Below are 22,743 nucleotides of genomic sequence, written 5' to 3'. Positions count from 1 at the left end.
CTCACAAAAACAGTCAGTCAGTCGTTGAGCAAGCGCCCGTGACGCAGCGCTTCGCGCCCCGCCACCTTGGCCAGCCAGAAACCGGGTTGGGCATAACGCAGCCGTTCAATGGCAAACAGCACCCCGGACGTACCAGCACACACCGTGCTGACCCGATCCGCCAGCGGATCGATCACTTCGAAAATCTCGTCACCGGCTTCGACCCACTCGCCGGGTTTACGCAGAAAACTGATCACTCCCGGGTGCGGCGCGAACAGCAATTCGGTGCCTTCGAACGGCATGCCTTCGCACGCGTCCCGGGCAGCCTTGGGCCACTCGCCGCTGATCAGGCCTTGCTCGGCAAGGAAAGCCAGAATGCCTTCGGCGTAAGCCTCTGCCTCTATGCGCCCGGTGTCGGCCTGACCACCCAACTCAATGGTAGTCGCCAGGCACGCCAGGGGAATCTGCGCGTCCGGGAACAGACGCGACAGACGCAGCCATGGCAGCGAACAGGCCTCGTCAAACGAACTGCCGCCGGAATCTTCCGCCAGCAGGCCGACCTTCACGTCCAGGTGCGCGGCGAGCGAACGCCACTGCGGCCAGTGTTGCGGCAAGGCATACATGTGCAGCGCCGCTTCCGCATCGCAATGCAGGTCCAGCACCACATCGGCCGTGCAGGCATGGCTGAGCAGGATGCGCTGCATGCCTTGCAACTGGCTCGCGGCCGGCGGCAATGCGTCGAGCGCATCACTCATGGCCTGGCGGATCAATTGAATATTGGCGTGCGGATCGTCGCCCAGGCGCCCTTGCAGAGCTGCGGCTACAGGTGCGCTCAACTCGACGAAATCGCGGTTAAAATTCTTGCCGCTGCCCGCCTCGAAACGCCCTTGATGACTGCCCTGCAGCAACTGCCCCAGCCCCAGTGGATTAGCCACCGGCACCAGTTCAATCACGCCATTGAGCACGCCTTGGGCTTCAAGCTCGCCTAAACGCTTTTTCAGCTCCCAGGCGGCGCGCATTCCCGGCAATTCGTCGGCGTGCAGGCTGGCCTGGATGTAAGCCTTGCGCTCGCCAGTGCCGAAGCGGAACACCGACACCTGGCGTTCGCTGCCCAGGTGGCTCCACGGCAATGCGTGATCGATACGTTCCATATCAGTGCTTCCGCGGGGCCAGATAGCCCAGCCAGCGGCGCTCGGCCAGCTTGAACAGGCGCACCAGGATGAACGTCAGGCACAGGTAGAAGACACCGGCGGTGATGTAGGCTTCAAACGGCAGATAATACTGGGCGTTCACGGTACGCGCGGCACCGGTGATGTCGATCAGGGTCACGATGGACGCCAGACTGGTGGTCTGCAGCATCATGATCACTTCGTTGCTGTACTGCGGCAGCGCCCGGCGCAGGGCCGACGGCAACAGGATGCGCTTGTACATCTTGTAGCGCGACATGCCCATGGCCTTGGCCGCTTCGATCTCGCCATTGGGCGTAGCCCGCAGGCTGCCGGCAATGATCTCGGCGGTGTAGGCGCTGGTGTTGATCGCAAACGCCAGGCACGCACAGAACGTGGCACTGGACAGCCACGGCCACAGGAAGCTTTCGCGTACCGCTTCGAACTGCGCCAGACCGTAGTAGATCAGGAACAGCTGAACCAGCATCGGCGTGCCACGGATCACGTAGGTGTAGAGCCAGGCGCTGATGTTGATCACCGAGTTCTTCGAGACGCGCATCAAGCCCAGGGGCAACGCGCACAGCAGGCCGAAGAACAGCGACAGGCCAAGCAGTTTGAGGGTGGTCAGCAGGCCGCCAAGGTACAGCGGCAAGGCCTCCCAGATGACGTTGTAGTCGAAGATCATAGATCAGCCGCCCTTACGCCTACCGAGTAGCGCTTCTCAAGTTGACGCAGGATCAGCAACGACACGCTGGTAAGCACCAGGTACATCGCCGCCACTGCGAGGAAGAAGGTGAAAGGCTCGCGGGTGGCATCTGCCGCCTGCTTGGCCTTGAACATCATGTCTTGCAGCCCCACCACTGAAATCAGGGCGGTGGCCTTGGTCAGTACCAGCCAGTTGTTGGTGAAACCGGGAATCGCCAGACGAATCATCTGTGGTACCAACACCCGGAAGAACACCTGAAAACCGCTCATACCGTACGCCATGCCCGCTTCTGCCTGACCCTTGGGGATCGCCATAAAGGCGCCACGGAAGGTTTCCGACAGGTACGCACCGAAGATAAAGCCCAGGGTGCCGATACCGGCGGCCAACGGGTTCAGGTCGATGTAGTCGTCATAACCGAGCATCGGTGCCACGCGGTTGAGCAGGTCCTGGCCGCCGTAGAAAATCAGCAGGATCAGTACCAGGTCGGGAATGCCGCGGATCACCGTGGAATACAGGTCGCCCAGCCACGCCAGCCAGCGCACCGGGGACAGACGCAATGCAACGCCGATCAGACCCAGAACGATGGCCAGGGCCATGGACGACAAGGCGAGCTGAAGCGTCAGCCATGCGCCATCGAGGATGACAGCCCCGTAGCCTTTCAACATGATTCAGGTCCTCGAAAGTTGGGATGAAAAAATGGCGCAAACCGCAGAGATCCTGTTGCTTGCGCCATTTCGGACTTGCCGCCGGGACGTGATTACTTGCCGTAGATATCGAAGGCGAAGTACTTGTCCTGGATTTGCTTGTACTTGCCATTGTCGCGGATGGCAGTAATCGCAGCGTTGATCTTGTCTTTCAACGCGTCGCCTTTGCGCACTGCGATGCCGACGCCGTCGCCGAAGTATTTGACGTCGGTGAAGGCCGGGCCAACGAACGCAAAACCTTTGCCAGCGTCGGTTTTCAGGAAACCGTCATCCAGCAGCGTAGCGTCTGCCACGGTACCGTCGAGACGGCCAGCAGCCACGTCGAGGTAGATTTCGTTCTGCGAACCGTACGGTTTGATCTCGGCACCCAGCGGGGCCAGCACTTCACGGGCGAAACGCTCGTGGATCGAACCACGTTGCACGCCGATGTTCTTGCCCTTGAGCTCGGCCAGGCCTTCGCTGACCTGAGTGCCGGCCTTCATGACCAGGCGCGCAGGGGTGTTGTAATACTTGTTGGTGAAGTCCACGGACTTCTTGCGGTCTTCAGTGATCGACATCGACGACAGGATCGCGTCGATCTTGCGCACCTTGAGTGCCGGGATCAGACCGTCGAACTCTTGCTCGACCCACACGCACTTGACCTGCATCTGCTCGCACAGGGCGTTGCCGATGTCGTAGTCGAAACCAACGATGCTGCCATCCGGCGCCTTGGAGGCGAACGGAGGGTAAGCCGCTTCGATACCGATCTTGACCGGCTTGTCATCAGCGAAGGTTGGCAGGGACAGCACGGACAGTGCCAGGGCGCCAAGCAGCACGAGTTTCTTCATCTTGGTACTCCATCGGTAAAGGGCTAAAAGGCAGAGTGAGCGACAGCCCATTATGCGAATGAGTAAAACCGGAAAGCGGTTGCTGCGTCCTGGAAATCGCGCGGTGTTTTCAACGCGAGCAACGACGAGCGAGTGATCGGCATTCTAACGACAGGCCGTAAGCCGATATTTCTTCAATGCGACAACAAATTACAGAAGCACCGAGAATGCCGGCTTGGCACGTTGACAGCCCTGCAATTTCATGCAAGAGCAAAAGACAGTGAACCGATACATACTGCAAGTAGCGGGCCTATTATTGGCAAAGCCTTCTAATCCGGCAAGCTTGGCGTTCGGTCTTATTTTTTGGGGGTGGTTTGTGGGGCCTGAAATGGCGCAGTTCGTTTCCCATCGCCCCGTATCGGAGCGCGGGGTTACACATTCAGTTACTTGGAGGGCTATGGGTAACAAGTGCCGATAATTATTGGGCGGTGTTTAAGTGGTGTCTGGCAGATCGTCTTCGCGAGCAAGCCCGCTCCCACAGGGGATCTGCGTTCGAATCCAAATATGTGGTCACTGGAGATTCCCTGTGGGAGCGGGCTTGCTCGCGAAGAGGCCAGCACCATCACCACAAACCAACCAGACACAAAAAACCCCACCAGGCTCACACCTGGCAGGGCTCTACTTACCAACAACGCTACCTAAGCAACATTCATCGTCTTATGCGTATCAATCAAATGCTGCACCACACCCGGATCCGCCAAGGTCGAAATATCCCCCAACCCATCGTACTCAGCCGTCGCAATCTTGCGCAGAATCCGCCGCATGATCTTGCCCGAACGAGTCTTCGGCAGCCCCGGCGCCCACTGGATCACATCCGGCGAAGCAATCGGCCCGATCTCTTTACGCACCCAATTCTTAAGCTCCAGGCGCAACTGCTCGCTCGGCTCTTCGCCGCCGATCAACGTGACATAAACATAAATGCCCTGCCCCTTGATGTCGTGCGGCACACCCACCACAGCCGCCTCGGCCACTTTCGGATGAGCAACCATCGCGCTCTCGATCTCGGCGGTACCCATGCGGTGGCCGGACACGTTCAGCACGTCATCCACGCGACCGGTGATCCAGTAATAACCATCCTCGTCACGACGGGCACCGTCACCGGTGAAATACATGCCGCGGAAGGTCTTGAAGTAAGTATCAACAAAGCGGTCATGGTCGCCATACAGGGTGCGCGCCTGGCCTGGCCATGAATCCAGAATCACCAGGTTGCCCTCGACAGCGCCTTCCAGAATATTGCCCAGGTTGTCCACCAGCGCCGGCACCACACCAAAGAACGGACGAGCCGCCGAACCCGGCTTCAGGCCATGGGCGCCCGGCAACGGGCTCATCATGTTGCCGCCAGTTTCAGTCTGCCACCAGGTGTCAACGATCGGGCAGCGCGACTGGCCGACCTTCTTGTAGTACCAATCCCACGCTTCCGGGTTGATCGGCTCACCGACCGAACCCAGCAAGCGCAGGCTGCTGCCGTCAGCACCTTCGACCGCAGCATTACCGGCAGCCATCATCGCGCGGATCGCAGTTGGCGCGGTGTAGAGGATGTTGACCTTGTGCTTGTCGACGATCTTCGCCACCCGGGTGATGTCCGGATAGTTCGGCACGCCTTCGAACAGCACGGTGGTCGCGCCGTTGGCCAGCGGGCCGTAGACGATATAAGTGTGGCCGGTGACCCAGCCGACGTCGGCGGTGCACCAGAAGACTTCACCCGGGCGGTAGTCGAACACGCGCTCGTGGGTCATCGCCGCGTACAGCAAGTAACCGCCGGTGGTGTGCTGCACTCCCTTGGGCTTGCCGGTGGAGCCGGAGGTATAAAGGATGAACAGCGCTTCTTCAGCGCCCATCTCCTTCGGCGCGCAGACACTGCCCGCCACTTTCATCAGGTCTTCGTACCAAATGTCGCGATGCTGGTTCCACTTGATGTTGCCACCGGTGCGCTTGCACACGATGACCTTCTGGATGCTGCTGGTTTCCGGGTTGGTCAGCGCGTCGTCGACGTTGGACTTGAGCGGGATTTTCTTGCCGGCACGAATGCCTTCGTCAGCAGTGATCACTACTTTGGATTTGCAGTCGATGATTCGACCCGCCAGGGCTTCCGGGGAGAAACCACCGAACACCACCGAGTGAATCGCACCGATCCGGGTGCACGCCAGCATGGCGACCACGGCTTCGGGAATCATCGGCATATAGATCGTCACCACGTCGCCGCGATGCACATCCTGGCCGCGCAGGGCGTTGGCGAATTTGCACACTTGTTCGTGCAGTTCGCGGTAGGTGATGTTGCGGCTCTCGGCAGGATCATCGCCTTCCCAGATGATCGCAATCTGATCGCCGCGCTCGGCCAGGTGACGGTCGAGGCAGTTGTAGGAAACGTTCAGGGTGCCATCGGCAAACCACTTGATGTCGACGTGGTGATCATCAAACGAAGTCTGCTTCACCGTGGTGAAAGGCTTGATCCAGTCGAGGCGCTTGGCTTGCTCGCGCCAGAAGCCGTCCGGGTTGACGACCGACTGCTGGTACATGGCTTTGTAGGTTGCCTCGTCAGTCAGCGTGTTGGCCGCTACCTCGGGACGAACGGGATACAGGGAAGCCGCACTCATCTTTCTTACCTCGGTGAAATAGTTGTTTTTGTATGTCCCTGTTGTAGCCCGGGGCGGGCCTATAGAACCATTCGACGATGGTAGTAACAAGCCCCTACAAACTGCCCTGACAATCCCAAATCACCCCTCCCAGCCTCAACACCAACCTGTGGGAGCAAGGCTTGCCCGCGACTGTGGGAGCAAGGCTTGCCCGCGACGAACGATCACGCGGTCACCCGTCATCCACCGATTGTTACGAAATCTGTCAAAAGTGTTTATCAATTCCCCACCTATATGAATCCACCCCCCACGCCTAAAATCCGCCTCGCCAACAAGGCAACCGCGATTAACCAAGTTACAGCCCCCACGAAGGCAGTTAATCCAAACCGATACCAGAGCTCCACACGCAACCCCAAAAAGGTTGCGTGACCCCACTCGACCTCTAAAAGGTAAAATTGAAATGAAAGCTTTATTAGTTCTGGCCCTCTCCAGCCTGTGCGCAACCGCCATGGCAGACGAGGTCCCGACTGATGTCGCACAGCAACAACCGATCATTGAGGAATACACTTACTCCACTCATCTGGACATCGCCAAAGTTGTGTCCATGAGCGAAATCCCCAATGTATGTGAAGTAGTCCCGATGAAAATGGAATACGACGATTCCAAGGGCCAACGCCACATCCTGCGCTACAGCATCATGGGTAACGGCTGCTCCAACGGCTAACCGCCCGCACTTCCTATATACGGTTCGACCCAACCACCCACTACTGAAGGCAGTTGAAGCGCCGAACCCTATATATCGACTTATACGATTGTTCTAAGCGTTTATTTGCGCTTTTTAATCAAATTATCTGGCGTAGTATCAATTCCACACCCAAGGCACAAAACGCCAACGAACCTGGAGCCACTACCATGAAAACCCAACTGATCCTCGCCCTGACCCTCTCCGTCCTGGCCGCCAACACCTTCGCCGCGGACGGCTACGATCGCACTGGCTCGGCAACATTCACCACCGAGGCAGCAGTCGCCTCCGATGGCTACGACCACACCGGCTCGGCCTCCTTCGCCGCCGATGGTGCCGACCACGTCGGTGCAGGCAAACTCGCCTCCGACGGTTTTGATCATACCGGCGCCGCCAAAGTCGCTGCCGATGGATCCGATCACATAGGTGCAGCCCGACTCAGCTGATCCACAAGCGTGACTTTACCGCCCGACTTCGGTCGGGCTTAGTTGTGTCTAGGGCCATCGAAAACCCACTGAAAACACAACATGTAGTAAAAAAACGGTTTTTTGCCTGTTTTTTGTACAAAACCAATCAGCCAGAAAAATTAATCAAAAAATTTCTGTACCCGCGATATCCAGCCAAAGCCCTGTAAACCCTCGCTCCGACCGAAATCCCCCTCCCCGCCGACCGTTCTCAGCGCTATTTCGTCGCACCACAGCGCCGATTTTTTCCCTATAATGCGGCCTCAAACGGGCCTGCAATATTCCCTTACAGGGATGAAAAGCCAGTCTGAAGTCCACGCGGTAGCCGTTCACGCTACCCGCGCCCATCAGAGGCTTCGGAACACCCGTACGATTTTGTGTTTATTGCCTGCGTATAGCTGCTGCAAAAAACGATTCCTTTAGATCCACCGCGGCCAGAACGGTCGTGTGAAAAACCAACCTTTCAGTTTTCACACGGGCATCTGGCCCTCACGCAGGAGACGACACGTCATGCTGAGCTGGGACGAATTCGACAAAGAAGACAGCGGCGAGACCGTGGTCAAAGGCGCCAACGCCGGCCACGCAACTGAAGCCAACATGGACCGCCTCGACACCGCAGGTGGTGTTGCCGCTCAAGAAGCTCGCGCTGTGACCGCGTCCGACTCCGCCGCCATCGCTCGCGCCAAGGCCGCCCTGGACAACCTCGACATCGCCGAAGGCCTCGCCGAACTCGAAGGCGCCTCTGCCCGCGTCGCCGTTGACGAAAAGCGCATGATCAACTGCCGCGCCGACCTCAACCAACTCGTACCTTTCAAGTACGACTGGGCCTGGCAGAAGTACCTGGACGGTTGCGCAAACCACTGGATGCCGCAAGAAGTCAACATGACCGCCGACATCGCCCTCTGGAAAGACCCGGAAGGCCTGACCGACGACGAGCGCCGCATCGTCATGCGCAACCTCGGCTTCTTCTCCACCGCCGACTCCCTGGTTGCCAACAACCTGGTCCTGGCCGTGTACCGCCTGATCACCAACCCGGAATGCCGCCAGTACATCCTGCGCCAGGCGTTCGAAGAGGCGATCCACACCCACGCCTACCAGTACTGCATCGAATCGCTGGCCATGGATGAAGGCGAGATCTTCAACATGTACCACGAGATCCCATCGGTCGCGAAAAAAGCCACCTGGGGCCTCAAATACACCCGCTCGATCTCCGATCCGAAGTTCGAAACCGGCACCGTCGACACTGACAAAGAGCTGCTGCGCAACCTGATCGCCTACTACTGCGTCCTGGAAGGCATCTTCTTCTACTGCGGCTTCACCCAGATCCTCTCCATGGGCCGCCGCAACAAAATGACCGGCGTCGCCGAGCAGTTCCAGTACATCCTGCGCGACGAATCCATGCACCTGAACTTCGGCATCGACGTGATCAACCAGATCAAAATCGAAAACCCGCACTTGTGGGATGCCGAGATGAAGGAAGAGGCTTCGCAGATGATCCTGCAGGGCACTCAGCTGGAGATCGAATACGCGCGCGACACCATGCCTCGTGGGGTGTTGGGGATGAACGCCGCGATGATGGAGGACTACCTGAAGTTCATCGCTAACCGTCGTCTTTCGCAGATTGGGTTGAAGGAAGAGTATCCAGGGACGACGAATCCGTTCCCTTGGATGAGCGAGATTATGGACTTGAAGAAAGAGAAGAATTTCTTTGAGACAAGAGTTATTGAGTATCAGACTGGTGGGGCGTTGAGCTGGGATTGATGCCGATTTGCGTAGTTTTTCAATAACCGCTGAATTTTTTCACTTTTATTGAATTTTCACCAGTTCGACACACCCAAAGGCGCGACGGCCAGTGCTCAACTCTACAGCTTGGTCGAGACGCCAAAGCCAACGGCCAAGAGCCCTATGCGTGGCTGCGCCACGCATTAGAACGGTTGCCACTGGCGACCTCGGTTGAAAACTACGAAGCGATGTTGCCGTGGAACTGCTCGCCGGCATCGCCTAGATAGGCGCGTTACTCATCTTGAAGTCGGTGGGGTTTATGGAGCGCTTACAGACCTTTGGAGTCCAGTTCCAGCCGGTTAACCCGGTAGGCAGACCGAGTTCGCGCCACGGCCTGACCTTGACCATCGAGCCGAACGTTGCTGGCATTGCTGACATGCGCGCCGCGCTATACCCTGAGGCTCTTACGAATATCCTGATGCGTAAACGCAGTTCTATTTAGTCGACTCACATTTGCTACCGATAGGTTATGGTGAAGTCAATAAAGGATTCAACAGTGCCCGGTCTTATCGCCCCTACCTTATAGTAAGATGCGTTAAGGGGTATTGTGTACATGGTTTGTAGTTTACTGAAACCAGCCAAATTGTAAGCGGTCTGAAAATTGATCGGCAAGCCGTTACCATCCGTTATTTGAATGCCTATACCCAAACTGGTCGATTCAGGCTTAAGTGCGATCACGCCATTTTTGGCATCCAGGACGGCTGTTCTGTTATTGATCGTGTAGTCTATTGCGTTGAGGCCGTCCATATTCGCACCTAAACAATCGATGTTGATGCTGAAGCCGGTTGTGCGCGCAGCCTGGCTACTTTGGAAATCGTTTAGGCTACCCGGTGGCAGAATTACCGTTGAACTTTGAGTAGAGCAAGAGACTGTTTGGAATATTCCTCCGATAAAAGTGGCATCTGAGCCAAAACCGGAGGCTGATGCGATACCGGTATAAAACTGACCCGATAAAGCAGTTCCTGATGCAATAGGTCCAATTTTGATCAACTCAACTTTTAGCTGATTTTGCGGGAATATATAAGGGTTTGTGACGAGGTTCGTTGGAGTGCTCACATAAGGCGCCGGCAACTCATTGCCTTGATTGTAAGCTGGCGTGACTCTCACACCCACACCAGAGACATTGGTTGGATATATGTTGGGGTAGGCAGACACTGTGCCATTCATGGCATATGTGAAGGACCCTGCTGAACCTCCAGTCACGGTGCATTTTGCTTCGTCAATGGTGATGTACTGAGTGGCGATTACACTCGGGGTGCCTCGGTCGCGGGGGATCGTCATGCTCCCAAAGTTTAGGGTTGGGTGGGTTGTGTCATAAGTATTCTTGGCACAGGAAGCATTAGCCTGCTGACACAGTAATGTGCACAGGCAGATCGCCGCCATCGATTGGAGCAGCGCAGGAAGGTATTTTTGCTGTTGCATTTTTCTACTGTTTCTCATGATAGTGGACGCCATTCGAAAAGGGGTTTGAGTCGAATTACAGGCAGGGTGCATTGAGCCTTTCCAGCTCTGTGGATAGTTGGCCTTTTCCCCTTGGCTTCAAGTCGTAAGTGATCGAGCACTGTTTAGCACCCTGCCCAGCCAGGGTGATATGCAAGGTGCCCTTGTCACCATTGACACGGGCGAAGATCTGGCCGCCCTGGCCGACGGTGCCGACTTCCTGGTTCTGTTCGTCGAATACGGCGGTACCAAACGGCAAGGGACTACCATCGGCCTGCAGGCTTTTGATCAACAGGGCTCGGCCGTTGACAGTGTCGAACTTGACCAGCATGACGGCGCCGCTGCGAGGCACGACTTCCTGACTGGTGCTTTTCAGTTCAACGTCATCGGACAGACCTTTGGGGTCCAGTTCCAGCCGGTTAACCCGGTAGGCGGACAGATATGGCACCACGGCCTGACCTTGACCATCGAGCTTGACGTTGCTGGCATTGCTGACCTGCGCACCGGCGGCGCCGGGGGCATCGATAATGGCGATGCTGTCGCCCAGGCTTTGACCGAAGGTAACGCCACCCGGGTGGGCGACCACAGAACCATTGATGCCCGCGGAGGCTTGCTGGTAGTCGCGGCCTTTGCTGAGCGAGCCGTTGAGGGCATCGCTGAAGCCAAAGTAGCCATCGGTGGAATAGCGGTAGGCAGCCACCGAGAAGTTGGTACCGGTGCTTTGCACCAATTTGTTATAGGTGACACGGGCCGACTGACCGGTAAAAGTCTTGTCGCCCAGCTCGGTTCTGGCTCCCGTGATGTCGCTACCGAAAGCGCCATATTCAGTATTCAGTACACCGCCGATCAGGACTGCAGCATAACCTTCGGAGGCAGACGTGCCCGTATAGCCAGTGATCAGGTTGGTCAAGCCACGCTGGTAGGTAGCCTGGGCGACCGTGGGTTTTGATCCGTAGGGCAAATCACGGGCCTGGCCAACGGTAGTGGTGTAACGCGAAGTCCCTGGGCGTAACGAACGGGCGACGGAAGAGAACGGCACGCTGAAGGTGCTTTCTCGTCCGTCGGCTTCGGTTACGGTTACGTTGAGGTCGCCGCTGTCGCTGGTGGGATTGAGGTCCAGGATCTCGAACGCACCCGGAGCCACGGTGGACTCATGGATGACATAGCCGTTCTGGCGAATTGTGACGCGCGCGTTGGTTGCCGCTATGCCACGTACCACGGGCGCATAGCCTCGTTGGGAGTCGGGCAACATACGGTCATCGCTGGCCAGCCGCGCTCCACGGGTAGCAACGGAGTCGAACAGCTCACTATCGGTGAAGCTATCGCCCAGGGTCAACTGCGAACGCAGGGCGTCGATATCACGCTGCGCATAGGTGCTAAGTGACTGGTGACTACTGCCAGACTCGTTGCCCCAGTTCAAGGCCGAGCGCTGGCGCAATCGCCAGTCGCCCAGGTTCACGCCCATGTTCAAACTGGCGTAGATGTTCTGGCTGGTGACGCCATTGCTCTGGCTTTGATAACCGTTGACGCCGTAGTCGACAAAAGCGGCATTGACGCCTTTGTCCCAGCGTTCGGGGCTGACATAACCCCGTGGGTTATTCTGCATGTAAGCCTGCGGAATACTCAGTTGCAGACGCTGCTCACTGCTGTCGAAGCTGTAAGCATCGTGAACTGCCCTGCGATGTCGTTATGTAGGGTACTGGAGACATCGGAGGCGTCCATCTCTATACCTAACCAGCCAGATTGCGATTCACGAGCACCAAGCCCGGTGAAGAGGTACAGGCGCGGGCTGGATGAGCTTTGATCGCTAATCCATATTTCCCCTTCCGGCCCCAGGTTGCGTTGGTCTAGGCTGCGCAATCGCTGGAGTACATGCTTTGGCACGGGGAGATCAAATGTCACCGAATCGACCAAACGCACAACCTCAGAGGCTTGCTTTTCAGCGACATAGAACAAATTGATCTTCCTTTCCCTCAAGTGACCGACCATACGTTCGGGCAACCACAGTTTCCAGCGATTGGTTGTGGACCCAAAATGGACATGCATGTCCTCGCTCGAAAGACGATCTTGCCCTGAAGCAACGTCGCTGTAATCACGCACGGCTGACAGGTCGAGGCTGCGTAGAAGCGCTTCACGCTGGGTAAAGAAAACCCGTGCATCAGCTATCGCGTCGCTCATGTAGCCCTGGCGGACGGATATCTCATTGCTGAGAATCGAACCAAGACCGATCGTTGCTACACCGATCAATCCGGTCACGAGTACCTTTGCGAACAGGCGCAACAGTTTGCGCGCCGCCTTGGGCGTCGAAAAAATGGAATCTGTCGATTGTAAAAAATGCTTCAGCTTCATGACGCCAGAGTAAGGGGCACCCTGGGTGGTTACTATCAGTCAAACCCTAAAAGCAGGTGACATATCTCATGTCTGATGGCTGCTGCGTCATGGCAAAAAAAAACACTCAAGTTGGTCAATGGCTGTGACGACGAAGCAATATCCATCACACCCAGCATGTGTATCGAAATTAGCCAGTTTATGTTCAGGACATAATTTCGCTAATTTCTACACATACACCTTACCTCGCGACCGTAGAAAACCCTTCGGCTTCTGCTCTTCAACGGTCAGACAAATAAATGAGTAGATTTTAATCGGGCGAGTATGCACGTCCACTTCAACGATGTAGTCACCATTGCCATGTTCAAAAAAGTTGAAGCGGTTGCACCTAGCTTCGAAGACTCTCTGTAAAAGCTAGCGTGTAAGCCATCTCAATTGCTGCTGGAGCTTCCGTAGCGGCAGGGTAAGTGGCTCCGCATCGTCCGATACGATCGACCAAGCCAGCTGGATAAACGATTGGAAAAACCAAGATTAGCCCAGTAGCGGCCCATTGTCCTGGCGAGCATTCTCGCCTAAATGGGTGTCCGGTTTCATTAGACCACTACAAGACGCATTATCCGCTACTAATACACTCCCTACCATTGAAGGACTCAAGCCCATCATGAAATTCGACCTCGCCTACTGCCTCAGCCTCAACGACAAGCTGTCGATCTATGACGTGCGCGATTTGAATTTCGACGAGACCATGGAGTTTGATTCCGCCAAGGAGCACTTCCAGTGTCCCAACGACGCCTGTCGTTCGGCGTTCGAGGCGGCGAATGTGTTGACTACGTTCAACGCCAAAAACGTCAACTACGTTCGTACCCCGCATTTCAAGAACACGCCCAGCACCCGGCATGTTGCGGATTGTCCTTATGTCAGCCTCAGGTCGCCGGCGCCAGGTATGGACGGCGTGGAAACGGATGACACCCGCGAGGAACATTTCCCGTCCGAGTTGTTGCTAACTCGACGTAAGTACGTGCGTAAGCCATCGAGCACAGCGGTAGCGGCAGATGCGATGCGGGATACTCCGAAACCATTATCTGCGGCTGACAATTCCGAGCACCCCAGCAACGAATCAGCGCCGGACAAGACCACGGTCTTCGCCCATCCCGTGGCATGTTTTGTATCGAACTTCGAGGACAAGGACCTGCTCAAGCGCATGCCGCTGAAGATTGGCGAGCACACGGCGCCTTATGGGTCGTTCTTCAAGAAGGTCGAGTATCTGCAGGACAACAAGGGGTTGATCTACTGGGGCAAGATCAAGGAGATCAAGGATTACACCCAGAGCTTTCGCATCGATTTCGAACAGATGGTCTGGTTCAAGCAAGCGGATGAGGCGAAGAAGAAGCCCTATACGATCAACGTTTATCTGAGCAAGAAGTTGATCGAGAACTACCGCAAGCGCAAAGCGTTTCTAGAGGAAATCAAGCACGCCATCGACAGCGATAAAGAACTGTTTTGTTTTTTCTACGGAGTTACGCCGGAGTTGAAGCAGGTGCCGAGCAAGAGGAACCCCGAGCAGACGTTCGGGGTGTTCAGTGCCAATATCGAGAACCTGGATCACTTCATTATTCGGGAAGCGCCGGGGTTGGTGGAGAAGTAATCAGTCTTGTTGAAGCTGGCGCTCCAGTTCGTAGATTTCCCGCTGCACCGCTTTGCAGCGATCGCGCGCCGCCTGAACGGTTTGCTGGTCGCACCCGCAGTACGTCTGTAACCAGTGCGCCATCATTTCTTCGATCGGGAAGTAATACCCCTTGCGGCTTTTGTCGCTTCTTGGGACGTCGTTCATCCGCACATCAAAGCTTCCAGCCGAGTACTCATTGGTCGGTAAGGTGCCCCACTCTGCAGCGTAACCCTGAAAGAACCAGGATATTTCGTCGATGTGCTTCTGCGCGCCGCGATGCCGCCGTTTGTAGAACCGATACTCGCGATTGGCTTCTTCAAAACGCTCCATCATGGGTTCATCGCTGACCCATTGCAGGACGTCGTGCTGCCCGGCATGACGCATCATGCCGTAGATCCACCGCTCACTGAAACGCTCGATAAACGCTTCGACGTCGGCCTTTTTCGCATCCGCGAAGATCATGCAATACCGGGTTTTGATGTGGATAACCAACAGCACGTGCTTGCGCTGAACAGTGATCGCATGGACCAGCCATTGCTCTACCGAGTCACCGGTTTCATCTTCTTCAGGCGTAGGCGAAGGCGGAGTGTTTTCAACCGGGGTGACGGTTTTGCCTTTGTGCACTCGGCTGAAAAACTTGCTGGCCGCTTCGGAGCAGTTGAAGATCAGCATCCGTGACTCTCTGGTAAAAAGTTGATGATAACTCCAGTTGGTCATGCCGGGCGATCTCTTCCATCGAAGCCCGATTGGCTGAATCCAACCTACCCAACACACATCCCCAACATCAATAAAACAAGCAGCCCAACATAAACCCGCGCATGCACCCGATCCGGAATTCGCCCGATCCACGGTGTAGCCAATCGAATCCCCACCAATGACCCCATCGTCAACACTGCAAACGCCAGAAGATCAACATAACCAACGAACCACGCTCCCAGATCAAGCTCCGCCATAGCCATGTAAGTGACAGTCCCGGCCAGTGCCACGGGCAGGCTCAACGGGTTAGCCATGGACGTTGCCTGGCTCATGCTCAACCCGCAGCGCCGCAACAACGGCACTGTCATAACGCTTCCGCCTACGCCCAGGAACGTGGCGATGGCGCCGATTCCTACACCGCCTGCCGACGCTTCTCCCCTACCCAATCGCCGTGGGATTTTGTTCTCGGTGTGGGTAAGAAATCCGCGTCTGAACAGGCAATCGACGATGGTCACCCCCAGGTAGGCGATGAAGGCATACCGAATCACTTCGCCGCTGACCCATATGGCAGCGATTGCGCCGACTACCGCTCCCAGCGCGATGAACCCGCCCAGCGGCCACAAATAGTGACGAATAAGATTACCGGCGTGGCGGTGTTTGGCGGTGGCTACCAGGGCGTTGACGATCATTACGCAGGTCGAGGTGGCGACGGCAATATGCATTGCTGATTGGCCAATGGGGTCGTCGGCGCCGTGGCTGGCCATGAGCAAGCGGTAGAGCAATGGCACCACCACGAAGCCGCCGCCGAAGCCGAACAGCACGGCGGTGACGCCGGTCATGCAGCCGAACAGTGTCAGCAATAGATAGAACATGGTGCGTCGTCCGCTGGTTGGGAGCGGTCAACGATAGAGCGATGTAGCTTGGCGCGCTTCAGCAAGTCGGCCAATAATGTTTGCGTTTACGCCAACCGTTGGAAGCCGCTCGATGCGCAATGTTTCGATTGATGTACTGGATGGCACTACACGGGTGGTGGTGGCGACTGGGACGGATTACTCCTACGGTCATCTGCTGCCTCTTCATACGCACCGTCGGGCACAGCTGTTGTATGGCGCGACCGGGGTAATGCAGGTGAGTACGCAGGAGGGCAATTGGGTGGTGCCGCCGCAGCGCGCGGTGTGGATTCCGGCGGGGATTGCCCACGAGGTGTTGATGCTGGGGGTGAGCACGCGCAGCCTGTATGTCGAATCGGCAGCGGTGGATTTGGGCTCTCGGTGCCAGGTGCTGAGCGTTTCGCCATTGATGCGACATTTGCTGATGGAGGCGGTGGAGATTCCCCTGGAGTATGACGAGGCCGGGCGCGATGGCGTGTTGATCGAGTTGCTGTTGCATGAATTGCGCAGCTGCGCACATCTGCCGTTGCACATTCCGTTACCGGTCGAGCCCAGGCTGCTGGGGTTGTGCCAGGGGTTTCTGCAGCGTGCCGACGCCCATCAACCGCCGCAGCAATGGGCGGATCAGTTGCATATAAGCCTGCGCTCGTTCAACCGGCTGTTTCGCCAGCAGACCGGCCTGAGTTTCAGCCAGTGGCGCCAGCGTGCCTGCGTGGTGTTGGCGCTGGCGCGGTTGGCCGAGGGTGCACCGGTAACGCGGATCGCGCTGGATTTCGGTTATGACAGCCCCGCGGCGTTCTCGACGATGTTTCGTCGGGTACTGGGGCACGCGCCGTCCGTCTGGCTGAAGGGGATGAAATTGTAAAAATCGAAAAATGAATTTGATCCGGGTTAAAAAGCACTGTACAAAAACACAGTACATTCAAAACCAGCACTCTCGAGCCCGGAGAACACCATGGCCTCTCAAGCGATCAAAATCACCCTGGAACGTATCGCCCTTTTCCAATTCACACCTGCCCACTGCGCCCAGGCCCGGGCGATGCTGGATTGGAGCATTGAAGAGTTGTCCCGGGAATCCGGGGTCTCGGTGGAGGCTATTCGACGATTCGAGGAAGAGCAGCCGGTGCTGGATGTCACCCGGCTGGCCTTGGCTTATCGGTTTGAGTCGGAGGGTCTGGCGTTCTTCCCGGGGTTTGCTCCGGGTAGAGGGATGAATGTGCGGGGATCTACACCTAATCCGGTGGGGCGGGCGGATTATGCGATGGTTGAGTAATCGATCAAAGATTGACGAGTATCCCAATATAGGTATATTTTTATATGAGCACAAGGAAGTCGCTCCTGTGGGTAGGCAACAGCAAAAAAGACCTGAAGCAGATGCCTGCAGATGTTCAAGATGTTTTCGGTCACGCACTAGATCTAGCACAGAGCGGCGCAAAGCATCCGGACGCTAAACCCCTTAAGGGCTTTGGAGGTGCCGGCGTTCTTGAGGTGGTCGAGGACTACCATACAAACACCTATCGTGCGGTCTACACGGTTCGGTTTGGCAGCGCCATTTACGTCCTGCACTGTTTTCAGAAGAAGTCATCAACGGGAATTAAAACGGCGCAGAGCGACGTCGAATTGATCAGGACGAGACTCCAAGCGGCGCAGGATCACGCAAAAGGATCGAAGAATGATTGAAATCGAAAAAAGCAGCGGCAACGTTTACGAAGACCTCGGAGCGCCCGACGCCAGTGAGATGCAGGTCAAATCGCAGTTGGCGGCAAAGATTGGCGAGATCATCAAGGCTCGGCATTTGACCCAGGTTCAAGCGTCCGAAATTTTAGGGCTGTCACAACCCAAGCTTTCGGAAATGCTGCGAGGAAAGTTTCGTGGCATCAGCGAGTCCAAGATGATGGACTGCCTGTTGCTACTTGGTCGCGATGTGCAGATCGTTATCAAGTCAGCCCCCCGCTCAAGGAAAGAGGGCCGAATTGAAGTGGTATTTGCTTGAGACGCTCAGATTTCGGCAACCAGTACTACGGTTTGAAACCCGGCGCACGACGCTCATGTGACGCCTGCTCATACCCGTAAGCCAACGCCAGCAGACTGGCCTCACTCCAGCGCGCTCCGTAGAAGAACACTGAAGTCGGCACCCCACTCTCATCTACGCCTGAAGGCATCATGATGGCTGGGTAGCCCGCCAAGGGTATGACGTTCAAGCCGGGTGAGCCGACGTCCGAGACGACGGCGTCCAATTTATGAGTTGCCAGCACCTCGTCAACAGCTGCGGCATTTTCGCGTTGGATGGTTTGCCACAACGCGTTGTAGGCGGTTTCGTCAAAGGCAACGGCTTGAGCTTCACTGAGGATTGATTGTCCATACCCCTCGGCGCCAGGTGTGCGTTCGTTGAATTGCAGCAGTTCTTCAAGGCTCGCGACAGCCAGTTCTGTTCGAGTGGCCAGGTAAGCAGGAAGATGATGTTTGAGACCCATGGCAAACGCTTCGTCGACTCGTGCGGATTGTGGATCCTTGAGATCGACCGGCACCAGGACGGCGCCAGCGGCTTGCATGACTTCCAGGGCTTTGGAGAACTGCGGGTCGCTGCTGGAAGCCTCGCCGCTGGTGTCGAATTTCACGGGGAACCCGATGCGCTTGCCCACCAGCGAGCCGGGTAACAGGGCAGCTGTGTAGTCCAGGCCCTTGAGTGCATTAGGAGGTTTGACCGGATCGGTGGTGTCGCTGCCGGCCATGGCGTTCAGTAACAGTGCAGCGTCACGGACGGTTCGTGCCATTGGCCCGGGGGTGTCGAGTTTGTGAGTGACGGCGATGATGCCGCTGCGACTTAATAGCCCGACAGTGGGCTTGAGCCCCACTACCCCGTTCATCGAAGCGGGGCAGACGATCGAGCCGGACGTTTCGGTGCCCACGGTCAGCGGTGCAAAACCCGCGGCGACTGCGGCGCCGGAACCTGAACTTGAGCCGCACGGCGTTTCACTTAACACGTGGGGGTTTTTCGTTTGCCCGCCTCGGCCGCTCCAGCCGCCCGGGATTTCGTAGTCGCGAAAGTTGGCCCATTCGCTGAGGTTGGTTTTACCCAGAATTATTGCGCCGGCGGCCCGCAGGCGCTGCACGATGTAGGCATCCTGCGCAGCAGGCTGACCGACCATTGCCAATGAACCGGCGCTGGTCTGCATCAGGTCGGAGGTGTCGATGTTGTCTTTGAGCAACACCGGGATGCCGTGCAGAGGGCTGCGAATCCTGCCCTCCTTGCGTTCCTGATCCAGGGATTGTGCGATGGCCAGGGCGTCCGGATTGAGCTCGATGATCGAATTGATCGCCGGGCCGTTTTTGTCCAGTGCGTCGATACGCTGCTGCAGGTATTGCACCAGCGTCACGGCATCCAGTTGACCGTGCTGCATGCGGTTGCCGAGTTCATCGACACTCAGGTATTCCAGCCCCGACTGGGGAACCGAGTCCGCATGAGCGGTGCCGGCAATGGCAAGCAGTACGAGCGCCAGCCGCGTCATGCGGCCTGTGAGGTTTACATCCATGTGAAAGAGATCCTTGTGATGACTGAGGGCGAGTAACTGAAATCACTCGCTGCCCAGCCTACCGAGGCGGCTGGAAATTGCCGTCGTCACCGATCGTCAAATCACGTACGAATACTCACTGCAATCTGTAGCCTTTCAGCTGAGGCCCTGCTGATCCTGATACACCGGCTGCTCGACTTCATACCACCAGGCTTCGCCGCGGGAAGGATGCTTGAGATTGAAAGCTGCCCCCATTTGCGGCGTGGTGATCGACACACTCCGCTCCCAGGCCAGTGACATGATGCGGTCGAACGGTTCGTACCAGGCATGCATCGAAAGATCGAACGTGCCGTTATGAATCGGCAGCAACCATCGCCCTTTCAGGTCGATGTGTGCCTGCAACGTTTGCTCCGGTTGCATGTGCACATGCGGCCACTCGACGTTGTAGGCGCCGGTTTCCATCAGCGTCAGGTCGAACGGGCCATACTGTTCGCCGATGCGTTTGAAGCCATCGAAGTATCCACTGTCACCGCTGAAGAAGATCCGCGTGTCGTCGTCGATCATCACCCACGACGCCCACAGTGTGCTGTTGCCATCGAACAGGCCGCGTCCGGAAAAGTGTTGCGATGGCGTGGCGATGAACTGGATGCCGTCCACTTCGGTAGCTTGCCACCAGTCCAGTTGGCGCACCTTGCTGGCGTCCACTCCCCACTTGATCAACGTGTCGCCGACGCCCAGTGGGGCCAGGAAATGCTTGGTCTTGCTCGCGAGCTGGAGCACGGCCTGATAATCCAGGTGATCGTAGTGGTCGTGGGACAGGATCACCGCTTCGATCGGCGGCAATTCTTCAAGGCTGATTGGCGGTTGATGAAAGCGCTTCGGCCCTGCCCATTGCACCGGCGACGCGCGCTCGGCGAACACCGGATCGGTGATCCAGAATTTGTCGCGCATTTTCAGCAAGACCGTGGAATGGCCAAGGCGATAGACGCTGTGATTGGGCGCAGCAATCAGCACTTCGCGGGTCAGCGGCTGCACCGGTACGGCAGCCGCCGGACGGGTGTTGCGTGGTTTGTGAAAGATCATGTTCCACATGATGCGCAGCATCTTGCGCAAGCCTTCACGCTGCACGGGCGCGTGGTTGCGAAAGTGTCCTTCGACCTGACGGGAAGATTCAGGTTCGTGGGGGTCTTCTGAATCAAAGGTTGAAATGGCCATGAGTAAAACTCCAGAACGCCGCAAACGATTGCGGAGTTGCTCGGTGAACCGGTAGATGGCCAAGCATGCACGCGTCAGCCAGAGATCTATTTATGACTGCACAGCATTAACACAACATTACACTGCACAGTGTAGTTTCAAGGTTGCATCAAAGAGGATCACAAGTAAACTACCGAGTGTAATTCTTCATTCTTCCTGCCGAAGCGTACTTATGACAGCTCCAAAGCGCCTGACCGATCGAAAACGTGAAGCCATCATCCAGGCGGCCATTGCCGAATTTCGCGCCAACGGATTCGACATCACCAGCATGGACAAGATTGCTGCTACGGCGGACGTGTCGAAGCGCACGGTGTACAACCATTTCCCAAGCAAGGAAGAATTGTTCGCCGAGATTCTCAACCAACTGTGGGCGCGGGTGACGGCGGAACAGGATATTGCCTACTTCCCCGACCAACCGTTACGCGGTCAGATGCGCTTGCTGCTGATGGCCAAAATGCACACGCTGGGGGATGAAAATTTTCTCGACCTGGCGCGGGTCGCCATCGCCGCCACCATCCATTCTCCCGAGCGCGGGCAGGACATGGTCACGCGCATGAGCGAGCGCGAGGAAGGCTTGACGGTGTGGATTCGCGCAGCTCAGGCGGATGGCCGCCTGAAGCCGGTAGACCCGGCGTTCGCCGCGCATCAGATACAGGGCATGCTCAAGTCTTTTGCATTCTGGCCGCAGATTTCCATGGGCCTGCCTGGCCTTGCGTCAGCGATGCAGGATCAGGTGGTGGATGCCGCGCTAGATATGTTCCTGGCCTGTTATGAGCTGGCATAAATGACAAGGTCTGCCACAAGGTTAAGATTTCGCTAACACCAAATGAAACATCTCGATGTGTTTCAGAATGAAACCGTCGCCAGCGCTATAGTGAGCCTCTGTCTTCCCGACTCGCAGAGAGCATCATGACCACACCCACCGATTCAAAATCCGAGGCCCCGGTCGATCACCTGCGTTTCCACCGTCGTCATGCTCACCTCGCCCCGACCTTTGGCAATGACAAGTTCGCCTTGCGCGCTGAAGCCTTCGCCCGGTTCTTTGGTACACCGACCTTTCTCGGCGCGCAGACGCTGATCGTGGTGCTGTGGGTGTGTCTTAATCTGTTCGGCGTCGCGCACTTCGATCTCTACCCGTTCATCCTGCTCAACCTCGCGTTCAGCCTGCAATCGGCCTACGCCGCGCCTTTGATTCTGCTGGCCCAGACTCGTCAGGCAGCGCGGGACAAGGCCCAGTCGGATGCCGACGCGCAGCACCGCGAAGCCCTGGCGGTGGCCAATACCGAGCGGCAGGCACAGGCGGCGCACAATTCCGCGCAACTGATGGAGCTGCTTGAGCAGAACACTCACCTGACCGAAATGACCAAGGCACTGACCGAGCGCATCGAAAGCCTGACTTCGGAAATGCATCAGCATTTTGTGCTCAAGGATCAGCCAGCCAATAAGTGATGTGGTGTCTGAGCTGGCGTCATCGCGAGCAGGCTCACTCCTACAGAGGATCTGTGTTGTTCACGTGATCCCCTGTAGGAGTGAGCCTGCTCGCGATGGGGCCTTCAAATCAGCGCAAAACCTCACCCCTGAACAAGACTCCGAACCGCCGAAATCTCCGGCACATCCCGCCGACTCATGTACACCCGCAACGGCTCGGTCACGTTGATCCGGTCATCAATGTTCTGATCCAGCAGCAGCTGAATCAACTCGCGCTTGAGCGTCATGCCTTGGTCCGGACCGGGCGCCCAGACGAATTCGCTGACTGGAATGATGCCGTCATCCGCCACGTCCATGCCGAAGGAATCTTCGCTGAAACGCACGAGGTACTGGCCGGTCTTGCGATTGAGGCCGACAAAACCCTTGAGCTGGTCGGCGGCCTGGCAGATGAGCTGGGAAGTGATGCGCATATAAACCTCACGGAAAGTGATCGATGGTTTACACGCCAGGCTGATACAGGGTTTCCCTCTTCCGGGGAAACTTCCGC

General features: G+C 56.9%; 23 protein-coding genes and 1 pseudogene. 11 read left to right on the top strand and 13 right to left on the bottom strand.

All coding sequences use genetic code 11. From position 1 onward, the window contains the following. Positions 1-17: 17 nt before the first annotated feature. The 5 genes from ACYZTK_RS21955 to acs form a co-directional block, all read right to left on the bottom strand. On the bottom strand, positions 18-1,130 hold the full coding sequence (locus tag ACYZTK_RS21955) for a M14 family metallopeptidase (protein WP_462011753.1): 1,113 nt from the start codon (positions 1,128-1,130) through the stop codon (positions 18-20). 1 nt (position 1,131) lies between these two features. Beyond that, the gene (locus tag ACYZTK_RS21950) at positions 1,132-1,830 is read right to left on the bottom strand and encodes an ABC transporter permease (protein WP_462011752.1); all 699 of its coding nucleotides are present in this window, start codon (positions 1,828-1,830) and stop codon (positions 1,132-1,134) included. Next, positions 1,827-2,516 (bottom strand): ABC transporter permease, encoded by a 690-nt coding sequence (locus ACYZTK_RS21945; RefSeq protein ID WP_462011751.1) that lies wholly within the window; start codon positions 2,514-2,516, stop codon positions 1,827-1,829. Before ACYZTK_RS21945 ends, ACYZTK_RS21950 begins: the two co-directional genes overlap by 4 nt. A 92-nt stretch (positions 2,517-2,608) precedes the next feature. Then, the gene (locus tag ACYZTK_RS21940; RefSeq protein ID WP_462011750.1) at positions 2,609-3,382 is read right to left on the bottom strand and encodes an ABC transporter substrate-binding protein; all 774 of its coding nucleotides are present in this window, start codon (positions 3,380-3,382) and stop codon (positions 2,609-2,611) included. Between the two features lie 677 nt (positions 3,383-4,059). Further along, a complete protein-coding gene (gene acs / locus ACYZTK_RS21935; RefSeq protein ID WP_462011749.1) occupies positions 4,060-6,015 on the bottom strand; it encodes an acetate--CoA ligase in 1,956 nt (651 codons plus the stop codon). Between the two features lie 439 nt (positions 6,016-6,454). Between acs and ACYZTK_RS21930 the strand changes: the two genes are divergently transcribed. The 4 genes and pseudogenes from ACYZTK_RS21930 to ACYZTK_RS21915 form a co-directional block, all read left to right on the top strand. Further along, on the top strand, positions 6,455-6,718 hold the full coding sequence (locus tag ACYZTK_RS21930; protein ID WP_462011748.1) for a DUF2790 domain-containing protein: 264 nt from the start codon (positions 6,455-6,457) through the stop codon (positions 6,716-6,718). A gap of 188 nt (positions 6,719-6,906) precedes the next feature. Next, a complete protein-coding gene (locus ACYZTK_RS21925) occupies positions 6,907-7,182 on the top strand; it encodes a hypothetical protein (RefSeq protein ID WP_462011747.1) in 276 nt (91 codons plus the stop codon). A gap of 528 nt (positions 7,183-7,710) precedes the next feature. Beyond that, positions 7,711-8,961, top strand: a complete 1,251-nt coding sequence (locus ACYZTK_RS21920) for a ribonucleotide-diphosphate reductase subunit beta (RefSeq protein WP_150657174.1) — start codon at positions 7,711-7,713, stop codon at positions 8,959-8,961. A 66-nt stretch (positions 8,962-9,027) separates the two neighbouring features. Continuing rightward, positions 9,028-9,209 (top strand): annotated as a pseudogene (locus tag ACYZTK_RS21915) (transposase domain-containing protein); the annotation flags it as partial. 229 nt (positions 9,210-9,438) lie between these two features. On the opposite strand, the gene ACYZTK_RS21910 reads toward ACYZTK_RS21915, so the two are convergent. From ACYZTK_RS21910 to ACYZTK_RS21900, 3 genes are read right to left on the bottom strand one after another with little or no spacing between them, the layout of a single operon-like run. Next, complete coding sequence (locus tag ACYZTK_RS21910) at positions 9,439-10,404, bottom strand: fimbrial protein (RefSeq protein WP_462011746.1); 966 nt, start codon at positions 10,402-10,404, stop codon at positions 9,439-9,441. A 55-nt stretch (positions 10,405-10,459) separates the two neighbouring features. Continuing rightward, a complete protein-coding gene (locus tag ACYZTK_RS21905; RefSeq protein ID WP_462011745.1) occupies positions 10,460-12,028 on the bottom strand; it encodes a fimbria/pilus outer membrane usher protein in 1,569 nt (522 codons plus the stop codon). A gap of 17 nt (positions 12,029-12,045) precedes the next feature. Then, positions 12,046-12,771 (bottom strand): hypothetical protein, encoded by a 726-nt coding sequence (locus ACYZTK_RS21900; RefSeq protein ID WP_462011744.1) that lies wholly within the window; start codon positions 12,769-12,771, stop codon positions 12,046-12,048. A gap of 640 nt (positions 12,772-13,411) precedes the next feature. Here ACYZTK_RS21900 and ACYZTK_RS21895 point away from each other — a divergent pair. Then, on the top strand, positions 13,412-14,395 hold the full coding sequence (locus tag ACYZTK_RS21895) for a hypothetical protein (RefSeq protein WP_462011743.1): 984 nt from the start codon (positions 13,412-13,414) through the stop codon (positions 14,393-14,395). Here the strand turns inward: ACYZTK_RS21895 and ACYZTK_RS21890 are convergent, their stop codons facing one another. Both ACYZTK_RS21890 and ACYZTK_RS21885 read right to left on the bottom strand, forming a co-directional pair. Beyond that, complete coding sequence (locus ACYZTK_RS21890; protein WP_462011741.1) at positions 14,396-15,088, bottom strand: DUF6933 domain-containing protein; 693 nt, start codon at positions 15,086-15,088, stop codon at positions 14,396-14,398. It lies immediately after the preceding gene. A gap of 89 nt (positions 15,089-15,177) precedes the next feature. Further along, on the bottom strand, positions 15,178-15,984 hold the full coding sequence (locus ACYZTK_RS21885) for a sulfite exporter TauE/SafE family protein (RefSeq protein ID WP_462011740.1): 807 nt from the start codon (positions 15,982-15,984) through the stop codon (positions 15,178-15,180). A 112-nt stretch (positions 15,985-16,096) separates the two neighbouring features. Between ACYZTK_RS21885 and ACYZTK_RS21880 the strand changes: the two genes are divergently transcribed. From ACYZTK_RS21880 to ACYZTK_RS21865, 4 genes are all read left to right on the top strand, one after another. Further along, positions 16,097-16,867, top strand: a complete 771-nt coding sequence (locus ACYZTK_RS21880; protein ID WP_462011739.1) for an AraC family transcriptional regulator — start codon at positions 16,097-16,099, stop codon at positions 16,865-16,867. Between the two features lie 90 nt (positions 16,868-16,957). Then, positions 16,958-17,275, top strand: coding sequence for a helix-turn-helix domain-containing protein (locus tag ACYZTK_RS21875; RefSeq protein ID WP_462011738.1), 318 nt, complete (start codon positions 16,958-16,960; stop codon positions 17,273-17,275). A gap of 101 nt (positions 17,276-17,376) precedes the next feature. Further along, complete coding sequence (locus ACYZTK_RS21870) at positions 17,377-17,682, top strand: type II toxin-antitoxin system RelE/ParE family toxin (protein WP_462014948.1); 306 nt, start codon at positions 17,377-17,379, stop codon at positions 17,680-17,682. Further along, complete coding sequence (locus ACYZTK_RS21865; protein ID WP_462011737.1) at positions 17,675-17,995, top strand: helix-turn-helix domain-containing protein; 321 nt, start codon at positions 17,675-17,677, stop codon at positions 17,993-17,995. The genes ACYZTK_RS21870 and ACYZTK_RS21865 overlap by 8 nt, the downstream gene beginning before the upstream one ends. 25 nt (positions 17,996-18,020) lie before the next feature. Here the strand turns inward: ACYZTK_RS21865 and ACYZTK_RS21860 are convergent, their stop codons facing one another. Further along, on the bottom strand, positions 18,021-19,535 hold the full coding sequence (locus ACYZTK_RS21860) for an amidase family protein (RefSeq protein WP_462011736.1): 1,515 nt from the start codon (positions 19,533-19,535) through the stop codon (positions 18,021-18,023). Positions 19,536-19,670: 135 nt separating this feature from the next. Further along, the gene (locus ACYZTK_RS21855) at positions 19,671-20,729 is read right to left on the bottom strand and encodes an MBL fold metallo-hydrolase (protein ID WP_462011735.1); all 1,059 of its coding nucleotides are present in this window, start codon (positions 20,727-20,729) and stop codon (positions 19,671-19,673) included. A 211-nt stretch (positions 20,730-20,940) separates the two neighbouring features. Between ACYZTK_RS21855 and ACYZTK_RS21850 the strand changes: the two genes are divergently transcribed. Together ACYZTK_RS21850 and ACYZTK_RS21845 are read left to right on the top strand one after the other, a co-directional pair. Continuing rightward, a complete protein-coding gene (locus ACYZTK_RS21850; RefSeq protein ID WP_462011734.1) occupies positions 20,941-21,552 on the top strand; it encodes a TetR/AcrR family transcriptional regulator in 612 nt (203 codons plus the stop codon). Between the two features lie 125 nt (positions 21,553-21,677). After that, positions 21,678-22,217 carry a DUF1003 domain-containing protein gene (locus ACYZTK_RS21845; RefSeq protein WP_462011733.1) on the top strand — a complete coding sequence of 180 codons (540 nt, stop codon included), beginning with the start codon at positions 21,678-21,680 and terminating at the stop codon, positions 22,215-22,217. 122 nt (positions 22,218-22,339) lie between these two features. Here the strand turns inward: ACYZTK_RS21845 and ACYZTK_RS21840 are convergent, their stop codons facing one another. Continuing rightward, entirely contained in the window at positions 22,340-22,666 is a 327-nt protein-coding gene (locus ACYZTK_RS21840; RefSeq protein ID WP_462011732.1) for a DUF2025 family protein, read from the bottom strand. Between the last annotated feature and the right edge of the window lie 77 nt (positions 22,667-22,743).

It is taken from the genome of Pseudomonas sp. LB3P31 (assembly GCF_054897945.1).
This window is presented reverse-complemented; position numbering and strand designations above follow the sequence as displayed.

What these genes read in the sequence shown, in the direction of transcription:
- ACYZTK_RS21955 (WP_462011753.1), bottom strand. Translation starts at nt 1,130, where the DNA reads ATGGAACGTATCGATCACGCATTGCCGTGGAGCCACCTGGGCAGCGAA.
- ACYZTK_RS21950 (WP_462011752.1), bottom strand. Translation starts at nt 1,830, where the DNA reads ATGATCTTCGACTACAACGTCATCTGGGAGGCCTTGCCGCTGTACCTT.
- ACYZTK_RS21945 (WP_462011751.1), bottom strand. Translation starts at nt 2,516, where the DNA reads ATGTTGAAAGGCTACGGGGCTGTCATCCTCGATGGCGCATGGCTGACG.
- ACYZTK_RS21940 (WP_462011750.1), bottom strand. Translation starts at nt 3,382, where the DNA reads ATGAAGAAACTCGTGCTGCTTGGCGCCCTGGCACTGTCCGTGCTGTCC.
- acs (WP_462011749.1), bottom strand. Translation starts at nt 6,015, where the DNA reads ATGAGTGCGGCTTCCCTGTATCCCGTTCGTCCCGAGGTAGCGGCCAAC.
- ACYZTK_RS21930 (WP_462011748.1), top strand. Translation starts at nt 6,455, where the DNA reads ATGAAAGCTTTATTAGTTCTGGCCCTCTCCAGCCTGTGCGCAACCGCC.
- ACYZTK_RS21925 (WP_462011747.1), top strand. Translation starts at nt 6,907, where the DNA reads ATGAAAACCCAACTGATCCTCGCCCTGACCCTCTCCGTCCTGGCCGCC.
- ACYZTK_RS21920 (WP_150657174.1), top strand. Translation starts at nt 7,711, where the DNA reads ATGCTGAGCTGGGACGAATTCGACAAAGAAGACAGCGGCGAGACCGTG.
- ACYZTK_RS21910 (WP_462011746.1), bottom strand. Translation starts at nt 10,404, where the DNA reads ATGCAACAGCAAAAATACCTTCCTGCGCTGCTCCAATCGATGGCGGCG.
- ACYZTK_RS21905 (WP_462011745.1), bottom strand. Translation starts at nt 12,028, where the DNA reads ATGCAGAATAACCCACGGGGTTATGTCAGCCCCGAACGCTGGGACAAA.
- ACYZTK_RS21900 (WP_462011744.1), bottom strand. Translation starts at nt 12,771, where the DNA reads ATGAAGCTGAAGCATTTTTTACAATCGACAGATTCCATTTTTTCGACG.
- ACYZTK_RS21895 (WP_462011743.1), top strand. Translation starts at nt 13,412, where the DNA reads ATGAAATTCGACCTCGCCTACTGCCTCAGCCTCAACGACAAGCTGTCG.
- ACYZTK_RS21890 (WP_462011741.1), bottom strand. Translation starts at nt 15,088, where the DNA reads ATGCTGATCTTCAACTGCTCCGAAGCGGCCAGCAAGTTTTTCAGCCGA.
- ACYZTK_RS21885 (WP_462011740.1), bottom strand. Translation starts at nt 15,984, where the DNA reads ATGTTCTATCTATTGCTGACACTGTTCGGCTGCATGACCGGCGTCACC.
- ACYZTK_RS21880 (WP_462011739.1), top strand. Translation starts at nt 16,097, where the DNA reads ATGCGCAATGTTTCGATTGATGTACTGGATGGCACTACACGGGTGGTG.
- ACYZTK_RS21875 (WP_462011738.1), top strand. Translation starts at nt 16,958, where the DNA reads ATGGCCTCTCAAGCGATCAAAATCACCCTGGAACGTATCGCCCTTTTC.
- ACYZTK_RS21870 (WP_462014948.1), top strand. Translation starts at nt 17,377, where the DNA reads ATGCCTGCAGATGTTCAAGATGTTTTCGGTCACGCACTAGATCTAGCA.
- ACYZTK_RS21865 (WP_462011737.1), top strand. Translation starts at nt 17,675, where the DNA reads ATGATTGAAATCGAAAAAAGCAGCGGCAACGTTTACGAAGACCTCGGA.
- ACYZTK_RS21860 (WP_462011736.1), bottom strand. Translation starts at nt 19,535, where the DNA reads ATGGATGTAAACCTCACAGGCCGCATGACGCGGCTGGCGCTCGTACTG.
- ACYZTK_RS21855 (WP_462011735.1), bottom strand. Translation starts at nt 20,729, where the DNA reads ATGGCCATTTCAACCTTTGATTCAGAAGACCCCCACGAACCTGAATCT.
- ACYZTK_RS21850 (WP_462011734.1), top strand. Translation starts at nt 20,941, where the DNA reads ATGACAGCTCCAAAGCGCCTGACCGATCGAAAACGTGAAGCCATCATC.
- ACYZTK_RS21845 (WP_462011733.1), top strand. Translation starts at nt 21,678, where the DNA reads ATGACCACACCCACCGATTCAAAATCCGAGGCCCCGGTCGATCACCTG.
- ACYZTK_RS21840 (WP_462011732.1), bottom strand. Translation starts at nt 22,666, where the DNA reads ATGCGCATCACTTCCCAGCTCATCTGCCAGGCCGCCGACCAGCTCAAG.